The sequence below is a fragment of the Amycolatopsis sp. SB7-3 genome, from assembly GCF_041021335.1.
Lineage (GTDB): Bacteria > Actinomycetota > Actinomycetes > Mycobacteriales > Pseudonocardiaceae > Amycolatopsis > Amycolatopsis japonica.
The window spans coordinates 176,676-198,686 of record NZ_JBFPJQ010000003.1 but is presented as its reverse complement, the minus strand read 5'-3'; the positions used below and the strand labels follow the sequence as shown (position 1 = coordinate 198,686).

Here is a 22,011-nt window from a genome sequence, read left to right as displayed (position 1 = left end):
TCTTAGTCCACCCTTCGGCCACCATCGACACTCGGTCGACTACTTTCGGTAATGTGTCGGATATTAACCGACACCGTGTCGCGGAATGCATTCACCAAAACAAAGTGGACAATTTTCCACAATCGATTCAGAAATATTCCGGACACGGGAACCACCCGCGCCTCCCCCGAGTCCCAGTTGAGAACTGGACGCCCAACGACTACAAGGGACTGAATGAAGACGCTACTCAAGAAGGCGACGATCACCGCCGCGGCGAGCACCCTGCTGCTCGGCCTCACCGTGGTGGGCACCGCCTCCGCTGAGGCCGCGGCCATCACCTGTGACTCGAAGTCCAGCGGTAAGGACGGGCCCTTCTATCATGGGGAATCCGCCTCCTACGCCTACGACAACCGCTTCAGCAAGAGTCATCCCGTCCCCGCGCTGGAGACCAACATCCCGCAGGGCACGGCGACCTGGTCGAACTGGGACGGGTCGAACGACCTGATCCTGGTCACCTCGTACGAGTCGGGTCACCGCAGCGCGATCATCATCGGCATCGACGCCAAGACCGGCAAGCAGGTCGGCCAGGCGCTGCTCGCGTACTCGCACGTCGGCGGGATCGCCGTGTTCGAGAAGCAGGGCTGGGCGTTCGTGTCGGGCAAGGGCGACACGATCCGCAAGTACTCGCTGGCGAAGCTCAAGAACGCGATCAAGAAGTCGCTGCCCATCGAGCAGGAGGGGAAGGCGCAGACCGTCTACGCCTCCTCGTTCCTCACCAGCCACGGCCCGACCAACACCTTGTGGGCAGGCAAGTTCGAGGACGCCAAGCGCGGTTTGATGCACTCCTACACCGTCGGCGCCGACGGCAAACTGGGCTACCGGCCGGGGTCATGGGAGGTGCCGACGAAGACGCAGGGCCTGATCGTCACGAAGGACCTGTTCATCTACAGCACTTCGCACGGCAGGAACAACCGCAGCAACATCTACGTCGTCCGGCGCGGCGCCGGCGACAAGGACCTGGACACGGCCAAGAAGCACTGCTTCCGGGCGCCGAGCATGTCCGAGGGGCTGACCGTCTACGGCAGCAACGTCTACCTGGCGTTCGAGTCCGGCGCGCACTACTACAGCAAGGCCGCGGACAAGCCGAGGAACATCATCTCGAACCTGCACAAGGCGCCACTGTCCTCTTTGGAGGCACTCGCGCCCCGGTGACGGATCACGGCGAACGGGCGAGGACGGTCTCATCACCGTCCTCGCCCGTTTGTCACGCCACGCTGCTCGCCTGCTGCTCGGCGATCCAGTCCCGGTACACCGTTACGTCGGTCCAGATGCCCAGACCGCTGGCGCATTTCGGGTCCGCGTCACCGTCGCGGCTGGTGGCACCGACCAGTTCCCACTCACCCGGCCTGCCCTTGATCTGCGGTCCGCCCGAGTCGCCGTAGCAGCCCATCGCGTCCGGCGTGTCGGAACCGGTGCAGATCTCCTTGCCCGTGGCCAGATTTCGGCAATCCTCCCCCGGCCTGATCTTGGTGTCCAGCTCCTGGAGGATCTCCGGCGCCCCGCAGGTCTGATCGGCGCAGTGCTCACCCCAGCCGAGGATCCGGGTCGCCGTCCCCGCGCCGCCCGCCGCCGCGGCGATCTTGATCGGCTTCTCGGTCACCGGTTTGTCCAACCGCACCAACGCGATGTCCCCGCCCGGCGGGGTCTGCCCGACGAAGTCCGGATGCACGATGATCCGGCTGACACCGGTCTCGGTGCCCCCGCTGTTGTGCTGCCGCGCCCCGATCCTGGTCCTGATCTCCCCCGGCTGTGCTCCCTTCACACAGTGCGCCGCGGTGACCACCCAGTTCTCGCTGATCAGCGAACCGCCGCAGAAATGGTTGCCGCCCTGCTGCAGCGACACCATGAACGAGTAATCCTCGGTCGCGTCGTGCCCACCGATGACGAAAGGCGTCGGCCCGCCGGCCGCCGAGGCCACCCCCGGGATCAGCATCGCTCCCGCCGCGGCCAGCCCGACCGTCAGTACCCCTGTTTTGCGAAGCATTATCGTGATCTCCCCGTAGACGACGAATTACTTACCGTCGTCACGCTATGGGGTGAAGATCATGACTGGATCGGCTCATCGGCCGGGTCTACATCGGCCGAATGGCCGACCCAGCGTGACCGTGCCGCACGATAGGCGTCCCGGGTCGGAGTCGGTACGGTGCTGGTGACAAAAGGGGTTCCGCCTGCCGATGCGTTGTGAGGTGTGGGGTGTCCGTGCGGAGTGAACGGGTTCCAGAGGGCGTCGACGTCCGTTTGCCCAGTGCGGCCCGGGTCTACGACTGGCTGCTCGGTGGCAGCCACAACTTCGACGCCGACCGCGCCGTCGGGGAGAAGGTCGTGGCCGTCCTGCCGTCCGGACGCCGGGTCGCCGCGTCCAACCGGGCGTTCCTCCGCCGTGCCGTGCGGTACATGGTCGGCCAGGGCATCACCCAGTTCCTCGATCTGGGCTCGGGGATCCCGACCGTCGGCAACGTGCACGAGATCGCGCAGGACATGGACCCCGGCTGCAAGGTGGTCTACGTCGACTACGACAAGGTCGCCGTCGCCCACAGCCGCCTCATCCTCGACGGGAACCCGAACGCCGCGGTCGTCGAGGCGGACCTCTGCCGGCCCGAGGACGTACTGAACTCCGCCGTGACGCAAGGGATGCTGGACTTCGACCGGCCGATCGGGCTGCTCATGGTGGCCGTCTTCCATTTCATCCCGGACAGTCTGCGCCCCGCCGAGATCGTCGCCCGGTACCGCGAAACGCTGCCGAGTGGCAGCCTGGTCGCGCTGTCGCATCTGACCGCCGATCACGCGCCCGAGGCGATGGCGGCGGTCACCGAGGCGATGAAGAACAGCCGAGACCCCATGTATTTCCGCCCCTACGCCGAGGTCACCGCCCTCTTCGACGGGCTGGACCTGGTCGAACCCGGTGTCGTGAGCGCGCCGCTGTGGCATGCGGAACCGGGCCTCCGCGACGTCGAGCCGGACGACGTCTACGCCGGGGTCGGACGCAAAGCCTGAGCGTCCGACCCCACCGCTCCTCCGGGCTCATCCGACGGCGACCTCCGCGAGTGGCACCGAGGTGTCGGCGAGCCGCTCGGGGTTCACCGGCCGTCCGCCGCGGATCAGGGCCTTGATCGGGTCGCCGACGTCCCAGACGTTGACGTTCATCCCCGCCAGCACCCGGTCTTCCTTGAGCCAGAACGCGATGAACTCCCGGGCTTCGACGTCGCCGCGGAAGACGACACGGTCGTGACCGGCGTTGTGGCCGAGGTACTCCATCCCGAGGTCGTACTGGTCGGTGAAGAAATACGGGAGTTCGTCGTAGGTTTCGTCCTTGCCGAGCATCCCGGCGGACGCGACGGCGGGCTGCTTGAGCGCGTTCGCCCAGTGCTCCACCCGGACCGGACGGCCGAGGAACGGATGATCGGCGTTGGCGACGTCCCCCGCGGCGAAGATGTCCGGGTCGCCGGTGCACAGGTGCGCGTCGACGCGGACGCCGTTGTCCACCTTCAGTCCGGCGGCTTCGGCCAGCGCGGTGTTCGGGACCGCGCCGATCCCGACGAGGACGGCGTCGGCGTCGACGCGGGTGCCGTCGGCGAGACTGACGTGCTTCGCGCCGGTCCCGGCCACTTTGGCCCCGAGTCGCAGGTCGACGCCGTGCGCGGTGTGCAGGTCCGCGAACACCTTGGCCGCGTCGGGCCCCAGCACGGGCAGCAGCGGCAACTCGAGTGCTTCCAGCACCGTCACGTCGAGGCCGGCCTGCCTGGCCGCCGCCGCGACCTCGAGACCGATCCACCCAGCGCCGACCACGGCGAGCCGGGACCCCGTCGCCAGCACCTGCCGCAACCGCTCGGAGTCGCCGAGGCGGCGCAGCGTGAGCGCGCCCTCCATACCCGGCAGAACGCGAGGTTCGGCACCTGTCGCCAGGAGCAGTTTGGTGTAGCCGACCCGGGTGCCGTCGGCGAGCTCGACCTCATGGGCCGCCCGGTGGATCGCGGTCACGCGGGCGCCGAGCCGCAGGTCGACCTCATGACCGGAATACCAGCCCTCGTCGTGTACGAAGGCGCTGTCGGCTTTTCCGGTGAGCATTTCCTTCGAGAGCGGCGGCCGCTCGTACGGACGCTGCCCTTCATCGCCGAGCAGCACGATCCGCCCGTCGAATCCCTTGTCACGTAAAGCTTCCGCGGCCTTCGCACCGGCAAGGCCGGCACCGATGATCACAAACGTCGGCGATTCCACTTGTCAGCTCCTCAGGGGTCGGGTTCCGGGGGGCTGCCGCCGTCGCCCAGGGCCGCGAACAGCACTTCTTTTCGCCAATGAAGTTTGGTCTTATTATCGTCGGCGGTCAAGTCCGCGCGGGCACTGTGTGGATTTCTGGTCATCCAACGCCCCAAAATCCACACGGTCGATGTCGGGACGAGTGCGGAACGACCTGTCGAGTTACCGTCGACCCGTTCGTCATCCTCTTCGACAGATCGACACCGGCGAGTGGAGGACACGTGCTGTACATGCTGCTGATCTACAACTGCGATCGCCCGGAGCCACAGGACCCGCGCTTCCCCGAGGCGCTGGCCCGGGTGAACGCGTTCGCCGACGAGTGCCGCCGCCGCGGCGCCTTCGTGTCCGGGCATCCGCTGCAGGGCGAGCACACCGCGACCACGGTCAGGGTCCGCGAGGGCAAGACGCTCGTCACCGACGGCCCGTTCCCCGAAACCCACGAACACCTCGGCGGCACCTACGTGCTCGACTGTCCCGGTCTCGACGTGGCACTGGAGCTGGCGGCGCTGTGCCCGATGGCCGAAGACGGCACGATCGAGGTGCGCCCGATCGCCGGGGTGCCTGCTCTCGACCACCGGGCGGCGACCGGCGTATGACGTCGGCGCCGGTCTTGTCGGAGACGTATCGCGAGCATCGATCCCGGATGCTCGCCGCGCTGGTCCGGGTGCTCGGCGACTTCGAACTCGCCGAGGACGCCCTGCAGGACGCGTGCGCGCTCGCCCTGCGCAAATGGGGTGATGCGGCTCCGGACGATCCGGTGGCCTGGCTGCTGACCGCGGCGCGCAACAGCGCGATCGACCGGCTGCGCCGAGCGCGCCGCGGTCAGGAAAAACTCGCCGAGCTGGGGATTCCGCCGGAGGTGACGCGAATGGACATCGGAGAGGAAAGCCTGCTCGGCGCCGGGGACGAGCGGCTCAGTCTCATCTTCACCTGCTGCCATCCCGCGCTGGCCGAGGAAGCGCGGGTCGCGTTGACCTTGCAGGCCGTGGCCGGAATGACCGCGGGGCAGATCGCGCGCACGTTCCTGGTCGGTGAGGCGACGTTGGCACAACGACTCGTGCGGGCGAAACGCAAGATCCGCGACGCCGGGATCAGCCTCGACGTTCCTGCCGACCACCTCTTGCCGGAGCGGCTCTCCGGAGTCCTCGCGGTGGTTTACGTGATCTTCACCCAGGGCTACACCACCGACGGCGACCAGCCGGAGTTCCGGGAGCTTCAACGGGAGGCGATCCGGCTCGCCGAACTCGTCGCCGCGCTCATGCCCGACGAGCCGGAGGCGCTCGGCCTGGCCGCGTTGCTCTTGCTGCAGGATTCCCGCGCCGCGGCACGCTACGGGCCGGACGGGGACGTCGTCCTGCTCGCGGACCAGGACCGGTCGCGTTGGGACCGGGCCGAGATCGCCGAGGCCGTCGGGCTGCTCGACCGGGCGCTGCGCCACGGAAGGCCCGGCCCGTATCAGCTGCAAGCCGCCATCGCTGTGCTGCACGCCCAAGCTCCGGCAGCCGACGAGACGGACTGGGCGGGGATAGCCGGACTCTACGAACGATTGCTGGAGATGAGCCCCTCCCCCGTCGTCGCGCTGAACCACGCGGTCGCGGTCGCCATGGCCACCACCCCGGCGGACGGTCTCGCGCTCATCGACGGCATCGAGGGCCTCGACCGGTACCACCTCCTGCACGCCGCCCGCGCAGACCTCCTGCGGCGCCTCGGCAGGAACGCCGACGCCACGGCCGCGTACCGGCGCGCGCACGCACTCGCCGTCAAACCCGCCGACCGGCGCTATCTCACCAAGCGGCTGGCCGAACTCGACACCGTGGAGTCCCGATGAGACTGTCCATTCTCGACAACGGCCATCGTCGGCGCGCGAAGTTGTTCCTGGGCCTGGAGGCCGTCAGTCGCGGTACGCCGTCGCCGAAGCGCTCCGCGTGAACCTGGTCTGGAACATCGTCAACCGGTCGCCAACGCTTCCTTCTCAGTGAGGGACGGAAAACCGATCACGGAGACGTGGCGCGGAACCTGCGTCACGCCGTGCTGGAAAGCCCCGCCGCGACGGACAAGAGCATCCGAACGTCCGCGACGCGTCCCACCGGATCACCGACACCGAGATAGAACAGCTCAAAGCCGCCGGACACAGCGAGGACGAGATCTTCGAAGTGACGGTGGCAGCCGCCCTGCGCAGTCGCCGTGCCGAAGGCTCCCTTCACCGCGTCCGATGCGGCGAAGGGAGCCTTCGGCCCGAGTGGTGTCACAAGACGGCGGGCGCCCTAGTCGGGGCGGCCGACCTGCGTGTTCGACAGGTCGAGACCGATGGCGAAGTCCGCCGTGTAGCCGGTTCCGGACTGCTGTGGACGCAACAGCATCTGGGATCCGCCGTTGCGGTAGATCGAGTCCCGGCTGTTGGTCGTGTCGGCCGGGCCTTTCCGCCGGTACGGATCGGTCCGCAGATAGGCCGCGCCGAACTCGGGCGTGAAGTAAAGCTGCGAGGTGAACTCGTACGGGCGGCCGTTGGTTCCGATGGTGCGAATTTTGACGTGGATATGCAGTGTGCGTCCGGTGTACCAGCCGGGAAGAATGGTGGTGAACCGGGCCGTGCCCGCCTGGTCGGTGTTCTGATAACCGCGCAGGAAACGGCGGCCGCGGCTGCCCTGGGACGGAATATCGGAGTACAGCCCGAAAGCGTCGCACTGCCAGAGGTCGATCATCGCCCCCGACAGCGCGGTGCACTGCTGCTGGCGAACCTGCTGAACGGTGAAATTGATTACCAGCGGGGTACCGGGAACCAGTTGTCCAGTGGACGGCTCACTGCGGATATCGGAGCGGTTGAGCCGTTCGTCTACGAAATACGGACCCTCCATTTGCTCTGGCTTGACCACACAATCCAGCGTGCAGACCTCGGGGCTGCCTTCGGTGGAGGTGGTGGTGCTCGCCGTGGCGGAGCCCGCGGCGGCGAGTGTCGCACCGGCGGCACCGAGCAGAATCAACGCCTGCCGCCTGCCGAGCACCCGGCCTACTGGTTCGTCATCGTCATGCATAGGGTTCCTTTTCGCCAAATGATGGGAGCAGGGAACTGAGCGCAACAGAAGGATTCGCTCGCAGGGTGCCGCGCGGAACCGATTGTCCGTCCCGGCCCGTCCACTGTCGAGAAAGTTCACTCGCGCGCATCATACTTCGAAGCGAGCACCATCATTTTATGACCCAAATTCTCGAACCCCTATTACGGCATTTCGCCGCCGCACGAGTCGCGACCGCCGAGGCAGGCATCCGCATCGGCTCCAAACCGTTACCTGAACTCGCGGCAGGCGGGGAAACGCCGGGAGCGGGTTCCGCGACTAGTACAGCGAGTGATCAGAACGCTACGCATCACCGAGCCGCGCCACCGCCCGACGGGGGAGAACATGCGCCGGACATTCGTCGTCACCGACGTCGTTCATCCTGCCGGGTACGAGGACCGGCTCCGGACGGTGCTCAGCGACCTCCACGACGGCGTCGGGCCGACACTCGCCGTGGCCGTGCTCGGGCTGCGCGCGGCCCGCGACCTGCTCGTCCGTGACCGAGCCGGGGCCGAGCGCCTCCTCTCCCGGCTGGAGGAGGAGCTCTACGGCGCCATCACCGAACTGCGCCGCATCGTGACCGACGCGCGCCCGCCCGCGCTCGACGACGCGGGCCTCGTCACGGCCGTGCGCCGGTATGCCGGAATGCTCGCCGACCGGGTCCCCGCCGAGCACGGCCCGCTCGCGGTGACGGTCGAGGTCCGCGGTGAGCTGCCGCCGCTTTCGGCCGCGGTGGAGGTCGCCGCGTACCGGATCATCCGCGAGGCGCTCGTGAACATCGCCCGTCACTCCGGTGCCCGGCAGTGCGCGGTGCGCCTCTGGCCGCTGGACGGCGACTTGCGCGTGGAGATCGTCGACGACGGGGTCGGCACGGGCGGGGAGGCGTTGCCCGTGGCAGGCGGGACCGGGCTGCGTTCGATGCGGGAACGCGCCGTCGGCCTCGGCGGCGGCTGCGTCGTCGAGCCGGTGTCCTCGGGCGGCACCCGGATCGCCGCCTGGCTGCCGCTCGCCACCAAGGAGTGAACGCGATGTTCCCGCCCCTGCGCGTCCTCGTGGTGGACGATCATCCCGCCTTCCGGACGACCATCTGCGCGATGCTCGACGGTACCCAGGGCATCGACGTCGTCGGGCAGGCCGCCGACGGTCTCACCGCGGTCGCGGAAGCGGGCAGGCTGGAACCCGACGTCATCCTGATGGACCTGAACCTGCCGGATCTCGACGGCGTCGAGGCGACCCGCCGGATCGTGAAGGCCTGCCCGCACACCGGTGTGCTCATGCTGACCATGTTCGAGAACGAAGCCGCGGTGTTCGCCGCCATGCGCGCGGGTGCGCGCGGCTACCTGCTCAAGGGGGCACGCAACGAGCAGGTCGTCCGCGCGGTGCGGGTGATCGGCGACGGCGAGGCGATCTTCAGCCCGGCGATCGCGACCCAGGTGCTTTCCCTGCTGGGCACCGAATCCCCGCGCGACGAGTCCTTCCCGAAGCTGACCGCGCGCGAACGGGAGATCATGCGGCTCATCGCGCAGGGCATGGGCAACGCCTCCATCGCCGACCAGCTGGTGCTCAGCCCGAAAACCGTGCGGAACCACGTGTCCCATATCTTCCGCAAGCTCCAGGTCACCGACCGGGCCCAGGCGATCGCCAAGATCAGGAAGGCGGGCGTCGCTCGATCGGAGTAGCAAAGCGGGACATATCGGGACTCCGGATCCCTGTTCGCGACACCCCGTCCGCACGATCCTTGGGAATGACGAAACGCCGTTCGCGGGAGGGGTTCATCGATGCTCGTCGACCAGATCCCGGTGCTGCTCCATGCCACCGACACCATCACGCACGCGGGTGTCACCGCCGCGCTGCGCGCACGCCCTGAGATCCGCTTCGCCGACGACACCGATGAGCCGGCCGTCGTACTGGTCATCGTCGAGCGGCTGAACGAGGAGGCGCAGCAGTTGCTCCGCAGCCTCCACTGCGCCGCCTGCGCCGGGGTCGTCCTGGTCGCCGGGGAGGTGGACGACTCGGAACTGCTGGACGTCGTGGGCAACGGTGTCTCCGCGATCATCCGGCGAGCCGACGCCACCCCCGACACCCTGGTGCGGCTGGTCAAGGCCGCGGCCGCCGGTGAAGGTGCGCTGCCGCCGGATCTGCTCGGCCGCCTGCTGTCCCGGGTGTCCCGGTTGCAGCGGGACGTGCTGCAACCGAACGGGTGGGATCTGGCCGGGATGTCCCAACGCGAGACCAGGGTGCTGCGGATGGTCGCCGACGGCTTCGAGACGAAGGAGATCGCCGACCAGCTGAGCTATTCCGAGCGGACGGTGAAATCGATCCTGCACGACATCACCAACCGTTTCCAGCTCCGCAACCGCGCGCACGCCGTCGCGTTCGCCTTGCGCGAGGGATTGATCTGATCCGGACTATTCGATGCGGCCCGAGAAGGACACCGACGGGGTGCACCGGCTGCCGCCTCCCGGCGTCTGGCAGCTGACCGCGAGCACGATCTTCTCCCCGGGCGCGAACCGCCATGCCTGCAACCAGTGGTGGTCGAGGTCGCGGAAGTTCGCGAGGCCGACTTCCAGCAGGACGGTCTTCGTGCCGCCGGAATCCCGCAACAGTCGCAGGGTTCCGTTGTCACCACGCGGGTTCTGCAGGATGAGATCGGTGACGACCAGCGTCTTCGCCGCGTCCGGCACGGCGTAGGGGAATTCGGCGAAGCGGTTGACGTTCGAGTCGACCGCCGCGTCCGCCGCCACGCGGAAGTCGGTCGGTGTGCCGTTGGCGTTGCCCGCCGGGTTCGGGACACTGTTCGACGCCCTGGGGCCGGGCGGCGCGCCGTCCGGAGGCGGGGTCAGCCCGACGGCCTTCATCGCGTCTTCGGAGTTCTGTTTGGCCTGAACGGCGTCCTTCTTCGCCTCCCCCGCGGCGCCACCGGCGTCCTGCGCGGCCTTGATCACCTCCTGGTTCTGTTCCTGCGCGGCTTCGCGGGCGGCCGACTTCACCGCGGGCCTCAGCACGGTGAACCACAGCGTCACCAAGGCCAGCAGCAACACCAGGAGCGCGGCGAGCGCCGGCAGCAACCACTTCGGCAGCAACTGCCGCTGCACCATGGTGCCTTCGGTTTTGAGCGGTTCGGCGTTGTCCGCGACGACGAACACCTGGAAGCGGTGCCGTACGGGTTGCCCGCGCAGAAACCGTTTCCGCGGCCGGGCCCGCAGGCGGACGAACGCGGCCGTGCCCGGCGCGAGGTCGGCCCGGTTCCGTTCGAGCTGGAAGTCGAGCTCGTCCTCGGGGTCGAGCGCGCTCAGTTCGACGGCGACCGGATGGTTGCCGCGGTTGTCGACGGCGACTTCGAAATCGGCCTTGGAACCGGCCTCCACTTTCGCCGGAACGACTTCGGCGGTCACCTCGGTGAACGCGCCGAGCTGGATGCTGCCTTCCTCGACCACCGACCCCGCCGGGTCCTCGCTCGAGAAAACCCTGACACCGAAAGGGATCAGGCCCGCCCGGACGTCGGACGACCGCGGCGGCGCGAACCGCACGACGACCGTGCCCGCCTCCCCCGGCATCAGGTTCACCGTCGCCGGTTCCGCCGTGGCCCAGGCACCCGGATCGCCGACCACCTCGATCGCGAACTGATCGACGACCCGGCCGGCATTGCGGATGGTCACCGAGCAGCTGATCTCCTGGCCCGGTTCCGCGACCAGACCCGCCTCGGACAGCGTCGCCGTTGCTCCCATACCCGGAAGTCTGCGCGTCCGGCGCGACGAGGGGCACCAGCGGACGGGTGTGCGGCCGTGCGCCGGTCGTTGCCCATAGGGGCAGTGGCCGATCGGTCCAGGTGGTCGTGAGTGGCGTTTCGGGTTAGAACCCGAAACGCCACTCACGACGCGACCGCTCAGCCTCGGGTGATGAACGGGGGTTGCAGGGTGCGGAGCACCACCAGGATCGGATTCGACGCCGCCGTCCCGAATTTCGGGCCACCGACCGAGGTCACGTTCACCGTGCGCGGGCCGATCAGGTCGTGGTGGAAGATCAGGAAGTACGCCTCGAATCGTCCATCGGCGCCGACGGTGACCTGTCCCGGCGCGGAGATGCCCGCCGACCAGGCCAGCCGGACCACCGCGCCCGGCGGGAAGTCCGTTCCCCGCACCCGCGGGACGAAGCCGAGCGTGCCGATCTTCGGATCCAGCTCGACCACCGGCTGCCGGACCACCACACGCGCGGTCGCCGTGTTGTCCCCGGCGTTGTTGTCCGGCCCGGTCGTGCTCACCGTGCCGGACACCTGGCCCTCGAACGCGGCCTTCGCGGCCAACGAGATCCGGACCGTCACGGTCTGCCCCGGCCCGAGCGTCCCGAGCGCGCAACTTCCACCACCGGGCACACAGCCGGGTGCGGCCGAAGTCGCGGGAAGTTGCGGTGGTAGCTGGGTCACCAGCCGGACGGCCGGCATCGGGGCCTGGGAACCGTTGTGCACCAGGTAGGTCAGCACCACGTCGTCGCCGCCGGCGAACAACGGGACCGCCGAGACCGACATCCCGACCGACAAGGATCCGGGGGTCACCGGCGGCGCCGGCTTTTCGCCGACCGTCACGACCGCTGCGGCGGAGTTGTTCCGTGCGTCGGCGTCGGGTCCGGCCGTGGTGACCGTTCCGGTCGCCGACTGCGCTCCGGCGACCAGACCGGTCGCGCTGAACCGCATCCGTACCTCCTCGCCCGGCACCAGCGTGCCGAACGCGCACACGAGTTCCGGGGAGCAGGTGCCCTTGGTGGGGACGGCCGCCGCCGGTCGCAGTCCGGCCGTCAGCCGGACGAACAACCCCACCACGGGCGACGCGGTGGCGCCACGGTTGGTCACGACGAACTCGAACGTGGTGAGCCCATCGAACGGGATCGCGGCGGGTACGGCGCTCGTGCTCACCGCGAGGTCGGGAATCCGTTGGAACGTGGGCTGCGAGGCACCACCGGGGCCGTCGATCAGGATCCGGCCGTCGCCGCCGGTGAACGGAACGACCGCGACCCGCGGCGGGGACTCGCCCGGCGAGTTCGTGTACGCGACGAGCCCGCCGTCCGGCGACCAGGCCGGATCGTCGACGTATCCCGTGCGCTGTACCAGGATCCGGGCCGCGCCGCCGTCGGCGGGAGCCACGCAGACCAGCGCGTTGCCGCTCTGGAACGCGAGGGTGGCCCCGTCCGGCGAGACGTCCGCCGCGCTTTCCGCGCCGGCCCCGCAACCCGGACCGAACAGCGACGAAAGGTCCCGCTGGTCACCCGGGACGACGACGTCAGGCGAAGGCTGGGTCAGGGTGACCTGCCACAGCTGCTTCCGACGCTCCTCTCCCGGCGGGGCGACGGCCATGACCGCGGTCTCGACGGCGGTGCCGTTCTTCCCGCGCGCCGTGCACGTCACCGTGGTGGCACCGACCGGGAACAGGCTGCCGGACAACGGAGTGCAGCTCGGCTCGAGCGGGCTCCCGTCCACGTCCACCGCGGTCGCGGGATACTCGATCACCGTGGGGCCGGTCCCGGTCACCGTCCGGTCGTGCAGCGTGATCAGGGGCAGCGCCGGATCCTTGACGCGCACGGTGACGTTTTCGGTGTATCCCGGCCGCACGGTGGACTCCCCGTTCAACCGGAACTCCACGCGGCAACGCAGGAAGGAACCCACCGCGGCCGTCTGCGACACCGTCGCCGTTTCGGTGAACCGCGCGTTCGTGCCGCCGGGAACACTCTGCGGCCCCGCGGGATCGAACGTCAGCGTGAGGCCGGGATCGCAGAAGCTCACCGGCTGGACGCTGACCGGGAGATCACCGATACCCGCGATGATCGCCTCCGAGATCCGGCCGGCGTCGGTGTCGGGTGTGAGGACACCGTTGGTGGCGCTGGTGACCGCGGTCGCCTGTCCCCGCGCGTCGAGGCCGCGGTCGGGATCGGTGCTCGACCCGCCGGTGACCGCGGGAACGGCCACCACGCTGATCTTCGCCGCGTTCAAAGCGGCGATCACCTCCGCCCTCGGCGGGGTCTCGTGACTCGCGGCGTCGCCGACGAGGACGACGACCCGGCTGCTGCCCGGACGGAAGGTGATGGCTCCGGTCGCGGCCTTCTGCAAGGCCAGCAGCCAATCCTCGGCGGTGTCGCCACCGCCGCCCGCCTTGATCCGGGCGAACGCGTCGGACAGCAGTTTCCGTTCGGCCTCGGTACCCGCCGGGGTCAGCGGCTGCTGAACGTAGAACGACCGCGGGATGGGTCGATCCTTGTCGTCGTTCACGTCGCCGAACGCCGCGACGGCGAACTGTGCTTCCTTCTCCCGTTCCCGCACGCTGTCGATGACCGTGCCGAGGTTCGTCTTGACCCCTTCGATCACGCCGCCCATGGAGCCGGTCTGGTCCATCAGCAGGACGACGTCCGGCAGGGACCGGATCCGGTCGGTCTGCACCGTCTTGCCGATCCGTGTCGATCCGCCGCGCCCGACCGGCACGTCCACCGTCGCGGGGTCCACTCTGGACGGTCCCGGCGGCCCGATCCGGGTGGCGGCACGGGTGAGCGTGATCTTCGTCCCGTCCGCCGACCACACCGGCTGCGAGTCGTCACCGCGCAGATGCGCCGGGATCGGGATGTCGCCGAGAACACGGCCGTCCGCGACGCGCACGATCCGCACGAAGCTGTCGGAGCCCTCACCGGCCGACACGGTCCGGGTGAACGCGATCTTCGTCCCGTCCGGCGACCATGCCGGATGGCGCTCCCGTTTGCCGCGCTCGGCCGCGGTCAACGGCCGCGGCGCGCCGCCGTCGGCGTTCGCCACGACGATCTGACTGTTCCGGACCTCGCCGGTACCGAATTCCGTGTAGGCCAACGAAGTCCCGTCCGGGGAAAAGGCGGGATCGGCTTCGTCCACGTCCGGCCGGTTCGTGAGGTCGCGGCGGTCGCCGCCGCGCGCGTCCGCGCTCCAGATGTCGGTAGTGGCCCCGCCGCGGAGCTGGGTGAACACCGGCTGCCCGTCTGCGCGGAAGGTCGGCTCGGTCTCGCCGACGCCGGACAACGCGGAGATGACCGAGACCTGACCACCCGCGACCTGTTTGACGTCACCGAGCGGATCCGGTTGCCGGGTGGTGAAGGCCAGCCGCGCGCTGTCCGGCGACCACGCGGGCTCGGACGAGTCACCGGGCTCCGGTACCGCGCGGGTGACGGCGCCGCCGGTGTCGGCCATGACCACGACGTCCCCGGCCGGGTCGAATCTGGTGGTGGTGAACGCGATCCGGGAACCGGTGGGTGCCCAGGCGGGCTGGGTGTCCGCGGCGGGGTCGTTGGTCAGGCGCGTCGGCGCGCCGCCGCCCGACGGCACGGTGTAGAGGTCACCGGCCGGATCCTCACCGGTACCGCTGAACACGAGACGGCCGCCGTCGGGCGACCAGCTCGGCGAATCGTCCGAGGCCGGTCCCGACGTCACCTGACGCAGCCCGCGGCCGTCGACGCCGATCACGAAGATGTCCTTGCTGCCAGTGCGTTCCGAGACGAACGCGACCGACGAACCGTCGGGCGACAACGCCGGATGCGTGTCGACGGTCGCGTCGTCGGTCAGGCGCACCGGGACCTTGGTGCCGTCGCGCAGGTACCAGATCTCGCCGTCGCGTTCGGCGCCGTCGCGGACGGCCCGTTTGCTCACCCACACCAGGCCGCCTTTGCTTGCGGACGCGTCGGAATCGACGCTCCCGGCGCCCGGGGGCAGTGCCGCGCCGGAGGCCTGGACCAAGGCCGTGGTCGCGGCGCTGACGTAGCCGACGCGGTAGGGCGCGGCGGGAGGCGCGGGCTCCTGCGCCGCGGTCGGCGCGAGCACTCCGGTGATCGCCGCCCCGCCCAGCACCGCGACGAACGCGATCGCCGCCACCGCTCGGTTCGGGCGCATGGTCATCCAGTCCTTCCTCAGCCGGCCTCGAACAGCTCGATCTCGGAGATCGCGACGTCCATGCCGTCCAGCGAGCGATGCAGCCCGACCACGTGCAGTTCGACGCTCGTCGCGCCCGCGCTGTTCTCGATCGGGCTCTCCTGGGCGTCCGGCGTGTCGGCCAGCACCATGTCGTAGGTCTTGCCGGTGGAGAACACGAGATGCAGGGTCTTCGGCCGGTGCGCGGCCTGGAAGTTCGCGCCGTTGCCGGAATGCACGATCGCCTTCCGCAGATCCACCGGATGGTCGAAGGTGAACACCAGCACGGGTTCGCCCTGGGCGGTCGCCGCCCAGAAGGTGTTCTTGGCGTTGTCGCTGACCAGATTCCCCGGATGGCCCGGCGACTGCGCGTTCGCGGTCACCTTGCTCGGGCGCACTGGGTTCAGTTTCGTCTCGAAGATCCCCGTCACCTGGCTCCACAGGCCGAGCGCGGCGGTGTTGATCGCGCCCCGGAACGGCTGGTACAGCGCGTAGATCAGCGCCGAGAGCACCAGCATCACCGCGATCACCCGCCGGACGGCCTTGCCCACCTGGCGTCGCGCGGCACCGGCCCGGCCGACGCGGCGGCGGACACCGTCCTTGCCCGGCCGCTCCCCCGCCTTGTGCTCCCGGGGTCCGCGGCGGAACAGCCGACGCCACCACGACGTCTTCACGACTTCCGACTCGGCCAGGGACGCGCCGCACCGGCCACAGAAATTGCGGGTGGGCACGTTGCCCTTGCCGCATCTGCCGCAGATCAGGTCACCCGGGCGGAGGACCTGCTCCTCGGCCGTCCGCTGTGGCGGCTGCCGGACCGGCGCGAGCGGTTCGGCGGGCTGCACGACCTGGGCCTGGGCGACCGGCTGACGCACCGCTACGGGTTCCTCGTCGTCCCATTTCAGGTACCGTCCGCATTCGCCGCAGAACTCGACGTCGGCCGGACCCTGATGCCCGCATTCCCGGTAGATGACCATCCGCTACCCCTCCACCACTTCCACCGTGACGCGCACGTGGGCGGGCACCGCGTCCACGACCGTCGCCGTCAGCCGCCGTTCGTCGATCCGGCTCCGCTCGGGCACCCGCACACGCACGTGGACCCACGGCGGCCCCGGATCCGGGAGCGGCGCTCCGGGCTGCGGCGACGCCACGACGCCGCCGCTGTCGGTCACCTCGACCGCGCCACCGGTCAGCAGCCGCACGTGTTCGGCGAGCCCGCGCTGGGTACCGCGCCACCGATGCAGTTCGACCGACCGGGTCACGAGTTCGCGCAAGCGGACCGGGCTCCAGCCTTCGTCGACGCGCAACGCCACCCAATGCGCCAGCCAGCCGACGAAATCCTCCGGCGCCAGGTTCGGGTCGAGGTAACCGGAAAAGTTGTCCAACGTGGCGAAGACCGGTGCGAGCACCTCGTCGAGCGCACCGGTGAAGCCCTGGACGAACCGGTCCTCCGCGTAGACCGAGGGCAGTTGCTCACCGATCGGATGCGGGCTCGGCAGCCCGGGCACGGCCGCTCTCATCGGTCACTCTCCCGGACCCGGACCTGATGCCCGAACGAGAACGCGAGCGCGTGGGGCGGCAGATCGAGCCGGTCGACCTGCTCGCCGCGTTCCCGCGTCACCGGATTGGCCGCGAACAAGCGTACATCCTCCACCATCTCGACCCCGGGAAGCCGTTGCAGCACCGCGAAAACCTCACCCGACTGCACCGGCCGCCCGAACGGCCAGCCGTCGCCGTCCGGCCCGCCGGTCAGCGGGTTGAAGTAGTCGTAGAGCGCCTGCGTCGCCCGCGGGCCGAGGGTGCCGGGGCTGGTCCGGCGGCGCGACCGCAGCCGGGCGACGACCGTGACGCCGTGGTAGAACGGCGCTTCCACGGACACGAGGGCGCCGACACAGCGGCGTTCGTCCAGATACCGCTCGATCCGGGTCCGCATCCCGGGGTCGAGCATCAACGTCGCGAATTTGAGCTCGCCGGTGTCCGGAACGGCGGGCACGACGAGGACGCGGATCGCGCCGGTCTCGCGGCCGTCGGGGCCGTGCGCGGGTACGCAGCGCACCCTCGCCGCCTCGGGTGCCGCTTCGCGCGCGAGCTGTTCGTAGTCCTCGGCGGTGACGGCGCGGTCGCGCGTGCGCAGCAGCAACGGGCCGCGGACCGCCGCGTCCCGCACCGACTCGCCGTCCACCCCGCCGGTCGCCGGACGCCGGTTGACCACACTGCTGACGAACGGGATCGGGTCCCGTTGCACCTCGAGCACTTCACGGGCGACGTTCCCGCGCCGCCCGCCGCCGGCCCGGTAGACGGGCACCCGGATCGCGGCGGCCTTGGCCGGAACGGCGCCGTAGTACCGGATGCCGCCCTCGGGCTGGCGCACGGCGGGGCCGAACGCGATCTCACCGGCGACCCGGTCGAGCTGGACGTGCCGGTCTTCCGGACCCGATTCGGCGAACGAGGACACTTCGGTCCACTCCTGCCAGCCGTCGGGACCGGACACCTCCACGATCAGCTCGTCTCCGCCCGCCACCACCGGACGCCTGCCGAGCGGGAACCGCTGTCCGGGCAGGCCGTCCGAGGTGCCGACGATCTCGCCGTGCACGACCTCGGCGTGCACCGCGCCGACCGTGCCGCCGATGGTCGACGCCTCGACCGAGCGCAGCCGCGGCGATCGCTGGAAGAACGGCTGATTCTGCTTCGGTTCCGTCAACCGGCAACGGATCCAGCCCGCGTGCCGCCCGGCGAGCACCGACGCCGAATGCCCCGGCGGCACGTGCAGCACGACGTCCCCCGGCCGGTTGAACGCGCCGGTGCTGTCCCGGTCGATCTCACCGGCGGCCCAGCCGTGCCCGTCCCATGCCTCCCACACCCACGGCGGGTCGTGCGGATCGACGCCCTGCCCTTCGACCTCGCAGTCCATCCGCAGCAGTACCGCGCAGCCGGGCACGGCGTCCGACAGTCCGAAGTAGACGATGTCGCCGGGCGCGGGGCTTTCGGCGAAACAGGCGGGTTCGCCGCCGACCAGCAGGTCGTCCGTGCGGTCGACCGGCGGCACACCGGGGTCGGCGTCGCCGGTGGCCAGGCCCGCGAGCGAACAAGGCACGATCGTCAGCGTGCGCTCCACGGTGAACACGACGGGGTCCTCGACCTCGTCGCGCACACTCGCGACCTGCTTCCCCGCGGAGACGACCACCGGGACGTCCCGCGCCGCCGAGAGCCAGAACGTCACGTCGGTGCGCGCGGCGGTCGGCGCGAACAACCGCACGCCGATGAGATCGAGGAACCGCAGGTAGTGCAGATCCGGCACGCGGTTGAGCCGGTAGAGCACCTGGTCGACCATCTGCGCGAACGTCTCGATCAACGTCACGCCGGGGTCGGAGACATTGTGGTCCGTCCATTCCGGACAGTTGCGCTGAACGAGATACTTGGCTTCGTCGACCAGGTCCTGGAACCGGCGGTCGTCGAGGTTGGGCACGGGCAGCGACATCACGCACCGTCCTGAATGGACTCGTGCGGCGGGATGACGTAGAACGGGAACACCAGGTTGCGCGGGTCGTTGGTGCCGCGCAGCTGGTACTTGATGTCGATGAGCAGTGTGCCGCGCTCGGCCTCGGAGAACCCGACCACCACGTCGGTGAGCGTGATCCGCGGCTCCCACCGCTCCAGCGCGGTGCGCACCTCGTAGGCGATCTGTCCCGCGGTGGCAGAGTCGGCGGGAGCGAACACGAGATCGTGCACCGCGCAGCCGAATTCCGGGCGCATCGGCCGTTCGCCGGGAGCGGTGGCCAGGATCAGCCGGATGCTCTCGACAACTTCGCGCTCGCCGCCGACCAAGGCGATCGAACCCGTCGCGTCGGTGCGCACCGGGAACGCCAGTCCCCTGCCCAGGAAATCCATGTCAGCCTCCGATCAGGACGGTCGGGCAGCCCAGGACGATCGGCGCGCCACAGGCGGCCAGGTCGCCCATGCGGGCCGCGGGCAGGCCGCCGATCAGCACCGTCGGACAGCCCGGTGGCGCGATCGGCGTCGGCGGGTGCACGGCGGGCGGCGGGAACGAGCAGGTGTGCAGCGTGCCGACGGTGGCGGCGGGCATCCCGCCGATGAGCACGGTCGGCACACCGGGTCCGGCGATGACGCCCGGATGCCCTGTCGGGTCGCCGACCCTCGCGGCTGGTGGCATGCCCGCTCCCCTCAGTTGATCTTGACCACGCCGCCGCGCACGGTCACGACACCGCTCGCGGTCAGCTCCGTCTGGCCCTGGCCCTTGACCGAAACCGTCGCGCCCTCGACGTTCACGCCCGCCGTGCCCGACAGCTTCAGGCTGCTGCTCGCCTCGACGGTCGCCTCGGTCGCCGACTTCACGGACACCTTCTGCCCCTTGAGCTCCAGCGGACCGCTGCCCGCGTCGATGCTCACCCCGTTCCGCGCCTTCACCGTGACACCCTTGCCGCTGGTCACCTCGATCATCTGGTTCTTCTGGTCGAGTTTGACCACGAGCTTCCCGTCCCCGGACGCGACGACGATGCCGTCCTGTTCGGCGAATTCGAGCTTGTGTCCCTTGCGGGAGACGAAACCCCGCACGGCGATCTCGCCGCTGTTGCCGTCGATCGGCGACGTGGTGAACTTCGGCACCGCGTCTACGCCGTTATACAACCCGCCCAGGACATACGGCGCCTCGAAGTCGCCTTGCTCGAAGCCGACGAGCACCTCGTCGCCGACCTCGGACATGACCATCGCACCCCGCCCGTTGCCCGCGCCGGGTTGCACCGTGCGCGCCCAGTTGCTGGTGAAGTTCTGATCCAGCCAGGGAAAGGTCAATTTGACCCGGCCGAGCCCGGCGGGATCCTTGGCGTCGGTGACCACCGCGGGCACCACTCCGGGCCACGCCGAGGTCTTGGAGCCACCGGCGACCAGCCCGTAAAGGGAGCGTTCCTGCCTGCCGGAGACGGCGAACTCGGTGGTGTAGCCGACTTCCGCGTTGAACAGGTGCCGGGTGCTGGTGAGCGTGTACTTGCCGGCGAACGGTTTGCCGACGCCGGTCAGCGTCACCGCCGCGCCCGCCCGGAGCTTCGGATTGCCCTTGGCGACCCCGTCGAGTTCGGTGCACGCGCCGCCGAGCCGTTCGGACAGCGCGACCGCCGCCGCTTTGGCCTCGGCCTGGGTCCGGCGCGGCGTATCCGCCGAGACGTACTTGGGGCTGGAGAACTTGTTCGCGAGCGCGACCGGGTCGACACCCTCGACCTCGGTACCCGCGTTCTTCGGTTTTTCGGCGGCCACCACCGGCTTCTTCGTCGTGACGTCCCAGCCCCGGGCCTCGACCTCGGGCACCTGCTCGGCCGCGGTGACACTGGCGCGCAGGCTGACCAGCGTCCGGTGTGCCTCGAGCACCAGCGGGTCGGTGTTGGCCTTCGCGGTGGTGGCGGGTGCGGCCGAAGGCTTCTCCGCGAGCCGGAAGTTCAGCGCGCCCTCGCGCACGGCGATCTGGGCGCCGACCGACTCCGCCAGCCGGGAGAGGAAGTCCCAGTCGCTGACGTTGTCCTGGCTGAACTGCGTATGCGGACGGCCGCCGACACCGGGGACCTGATCGATCTTGCCGACCTTCAGCCCGGCGCGCTGGGTCACCTTGGTGACGACGTCCGCGAGCGTCATCCCCGGGTAGACCGCGACCCGGCGGCCGCGGAACAGGCGGTGCGCGTGGTCGTGCCCGCGCACCTCGGTGAAGGTGCCGATCCGGTCGAGGTCGATCGCGACCGCGGTGACCTCGCCGGAAAGCAACTCTTGCGGGGCTTCGGGATCGGAGGTCTGCACCTTCAGCTTGATCTGCGCGCCGACGGTGAACTTCCCCTTGTCCAGCACCACGTGCCCGGAGTCGCGGAACCGGAGGACGAACATGTCCGGCAGATTCCGGCTGTCGTCGACGTAGGCGTAGGAGAGCAGCGTCTTCACGTCGTCGGGCAGCGGACCCCCGGCGACCTCGACGACGAGGTTGTTCGCGAAGCTCTCGTTAGCCATCGAGTTCCTCCAGCGCCGGCACGAGCAACCGGGTGCCGGGCCGCAGCCGCATCGGGTCGTCGATGTCGTTGGCGTCGGCGATCTCGCGCCACTTCCCCGCGTCGCCGTAGGCACGGAACGCCACCGCCTGCAGGGAATCACCGGCGACGAACACGTGGGTGTCCCGTGCCGCCAGCGCACCCGAGGTCGGGTTCTGCCCGCTCAGCTCGCCCGCGATCTCCTCCAGGTTCACCGTGCAGACCGCGCGCACCGGAGTACCCGACGGGGTGAACAGCGTGTACTTCGCGGTCACACTGGCGACGTACGCGGGGAAGCCGGTCATGCCGCCCCATTTGAAGATCACCCACGGCGGCGAACCCTTGCCGTGCTGGCGGCTCTCCTCGGTGGCGACACAGCAGGTGAAGAGCTGCTCGACCTTCTTGACGACGGCGTCGTCCATCTTGTCGGTGGCGTCGAGGAACATCTCCAGCGCGAGCTTGCACGGATCCGAGCCCTTGAACTCGGGCGGTCCGCTCTTCTTCGCGTTGCGCTGCGGGTCACGGCCCCATTTGGCGTTCTTGGTGAGCGAGAGTTCCTTGGGGTTGAACTGGAATTTGATCTCGAACAGTTTGGCGCCGGGCTGCCCGGTGCCGCCGGATTGCGGAGGTTTGCGGACCTCCAGCAGCGCGCGCTGGAGGTTGTTCGGCGCCGGTTCGCCCGAACCGTACGCCGCGGGCGGCTGGGATCCGGCGGAGGTGAACGTGACAGGTGAGGACATGG

Annotated in this window: 19 protein-coding genes; 7 read left to right on the top strand and 12 right to left on the bottom strand. The window is 69.5% G+C overall.

Features of this window, described 5'->3' with window-relative positions:
- Window positions 1–213: 213 nt before the first annotated feature.
- Window positions 214–1,191 carry a hypothetical protein gene (locus AB8M46_RS25610; RefSeq protein ID WP_378427626.1) on the top strand — a complete coding sequence of 326 codons (978 nt, stop codon included), beginning with the start codon at window positions 214–216 and terminating at the stop codon, window positions 1,189–1,191.
- Window positions 1,192–1,243: 52 nt separating this feature from the next.
- Here the strand turns inward: AB8M46_RS25610 and AB8M46_RS25605 are convergent, their stop codons facing one another.
- Entirely contained in the window at window positions 1,244–2,023 is a 780-nt protein-coding gene (locus AB8M46_RS25605) for a S1 family peptidase (protein WP_394361870.1), read from the bottom strand.
- A 209-nt stretch (window positions 2,024–2,232) separates the two neighbouring features.
- Here AB8M46_RS25605 and AB8M46_RS25600 point away from each other — a divergent pair, with 209 nt between their 5' ends.
- Entirely contained in the window at window positions 2,233–3,033 is an 801-nt protein-coding gene (locus AB8M46_RS25600; RefSeq protein ID WP_394361869.1) for an SAM-dependent methyltransferase, read from the top strand.
- A gap of 27 nt (window positions 3,034–3,060) precedes the next feature.
- Here AB8M46_RS25600 and AB8M46_RS25595 read toward each other — a convergent pair whose 3' ends face one another.
- Complete coding sequence (locus AB8M46_RS25595) at window positions 3,061–4,254, bottom strand: NAD(P)/FAD-dependent oxidoreductase (protein WP_394361868.1); 1,194 nt, start codon at window positions 4,252–4,254, stop codon at window positions 3,061–3,063.
- 260 nt (window positions 4,255–4,514) lie between these two features.
- Between AB8M46_RS25595 and AB8M46_RS25590 the strand changes: the two genes are divergently transcribed.
- Both AB8M46_RS25590 and AB8M46_RS25585 read left to right on the top strand, forming a co-directional pair.
- Entirely contained in the window at window positions 4,515–4,889 is a 375-nt protein-coding gene (locus tag AB8M46_RS25590; RefSeq protein ID WP_037348370.1) for a YciI family protein, read from the top strand.
- Window positions 4,886–6,121 carry an RNA polymerase sigma factor gene (locus AB8M46_RS25585; RefSeq protein ID WP_394361867.1) on the top strand — a complete coding sequence of 412 codons (1,236 nt, stop codon included), beginning with the start codon at window positions 4,886–4,888 and terminating at the stop codon, window positions 6,119–6,121. The genes AB8M46_RS25590 and AB8M46_RS25585 overlap by 4 nt, the downstream gene beginning before the upstream one ends.
- Window positions 6,122–6,557: 436 nt before the next feature.
- Here the strand turns inward: AB8M46_RS25585 and AB8M46_RS25580 are convergent, their stop codons facing one another.
- Window positions 6,558–7,325: a twin-arginine translocation pathway signal protein gene (locus tag AB8M46_RS25580; protein ID WP_350599416.1), complete on the bottom strand. Its 768-nt coding sequence runs from the start codon at window positions 7,323–7,325 to the stop codon at window positions 6,558–6,560.
- A gap of 363 nt (window positions 7,326–7,688) precedes the next feature.
- Between AB8M46_RS25580 and AB8M46_RS25575 the strand changes: the two genes are divergently transcribed.
- The 3 genes from AB8M46_RS25575 (at window position 7,689) to AB8M46_RS25565 (ending at window position 9,745) form a co-directional block, all read left to right on the top strand.
- Window positions 7,689–8,366: a sensor histidine kinase gene (locus tag AB8M46_RS25575; protein ID WP_037348377.1), complete on the top strand. Its 678-nt coding sequence runs from the start codon at window positions 7,689–7,691 to the stop codon at window positions 8,364–8,366.
- Between the two features lie 5 nt (window positions 8,367–8,371).
- A complete protein-coding gene (locus tag AB8M46_RS25570) occupies window positions 8,372–9,022 on the top strand; it encodes a response regulator transcription factor (RefSeq protein WP_037348378.1) in 651 nt (216 codons plus the stop codon).
- A 99-nt stretch (window positions 9,023–9,121) separates the two neighbouring features.
- The gene (locus tag AB8M46_RS25565) at window positions 9,122–9,745 is read left to right on the top strand and encodes a response regulator transcription factor (protein WP_394361866.1); all 624 of its coding nucleotides are present in this window, start codon (window positions 9,122–9,124) and stop codon (window positions 9,743–9,745) included.
- 6 nt (window positions 9,746–9,751) lie between these two features.
- Here AB8M46_RS25565 and AB8M46_RS25560 read toward each other — a convergent pair whose 3' ends face one another.
- The 9 genes from AB8M46_RS25560 to AB8M46_RS25520 all read right to left on the bottom strand — a co-directional run bounded on the left by AB8M46_RS25560 (window position 9,752) and on the right by AB8M46_RS25520 (window position 22,009).
- Entirely contained in the window at window positions 9,752–11,071 is a 1,320-nt protein-coding gene (locus AB8M46_RS25560; protein ID WP_394361865.1) for a hypothetical protein, read from the bottom strand.
- A gap of 158 nt (window positions 11,072–11,229) precedes the next feature.
- The gene (locus AB8M46_RS25555) at window positions 11,230–15,240 is read right to left on the bottom strand and encodes a DPP IV N-terminal domain-containing protein (protein ID WP_394361864.1); all 4,011 of its coding nucleotides are present in this window, start codon (window positions 15,238–15,240) and stop codon (window positions 11,230–11,232) included.
- An 11-nt stretch (window positions 15,241–15,251) separates the two neighbouring features.
- On the bottom strand, window positions 15,252–16,226 hold the full coding sequence (locus tag AB8M46_RS25550) for a zinc ribbon domain-containing protein (protein ID WP_394361863.1): 975 nt from the start codon (window positions 16,224–16,226) through the stop codon (window positions 15,252–15,254).
- Between the two features lie 3 nt (window positions 16,227–16,229).
- Entirely contained in the window at window positions 16,230–16,769 is a 540-nt protein-coding gene (locus tag AB8M46_RS25545; protein ID WP_037344469.1) for a phage tail protein, read from the bottom strand.
- Entirely contained in the window at window positions 16,766–18,727 is a 1,962-nt protein-coding gene (locus tag AB8M46_RS25540) for a putative baseplate assembly protein (RefSeq protein ID WP_394361862.1), read from the bottom strand. Before AB8M46_RS25540 ends, AB8M46_RS25545 begins: the two co-directional genes overlap by 4 nt.
- On the bottom strand, window positions 18,727–19,137 hold the full coding sequence (locus AB8M46_RS25535) for a GPW/gp25 family protein (RefSeq protein ID WP_037344464.1): 411 nt from the start codon (window positions 19,135–19,137) through the stop codon (window positions 18,727–18,729). The genes AB8M46_RS25540 and AB8M46_RS25535 overlap by 1 nt, the downstream gene beginning before the upstream one ends.
- Window position 19,138: 1 nt before the next feature.
- A complete protein-coding gene (locus AB8M46_RS25530; protein ID WP_037344462.1) occupies window positions 19,139–19,420 on the bottom strand; it encodes a PAAR domain-containing protein in 282 nt (93 codons plus the stop codon).
- Between the two features lie 11 nt (window positions 19,421–19,431).
- Window positions 19,432–21,252, bottom strand: a complete 1,821-nt coding sequence (locus tag AB8M46_RS25525; protein ID WP_394361861.1) for a VgrG-related protein — start codon at window positions 21,250–21,252, stop codon at window positions 19,432–19,434.
- Window positions 21,245–22,009, bottom strand: a complete 765-nt coding sequence (locus AB8M46_RS25520) for a LysM peptidoglycan-binding domain-containing protein (protein ID WP_038515063.1) — start codon at window positions 22,007–22,009, stop codon at window positions 21,245–21,247. Before AB8M46_RS25520 ends, AB8M46_RS25525 begins: the two co-directional genes overlap by 8 nt.
- Window positions 22,010–22,011: the final 2 nt, after the last annotated feature.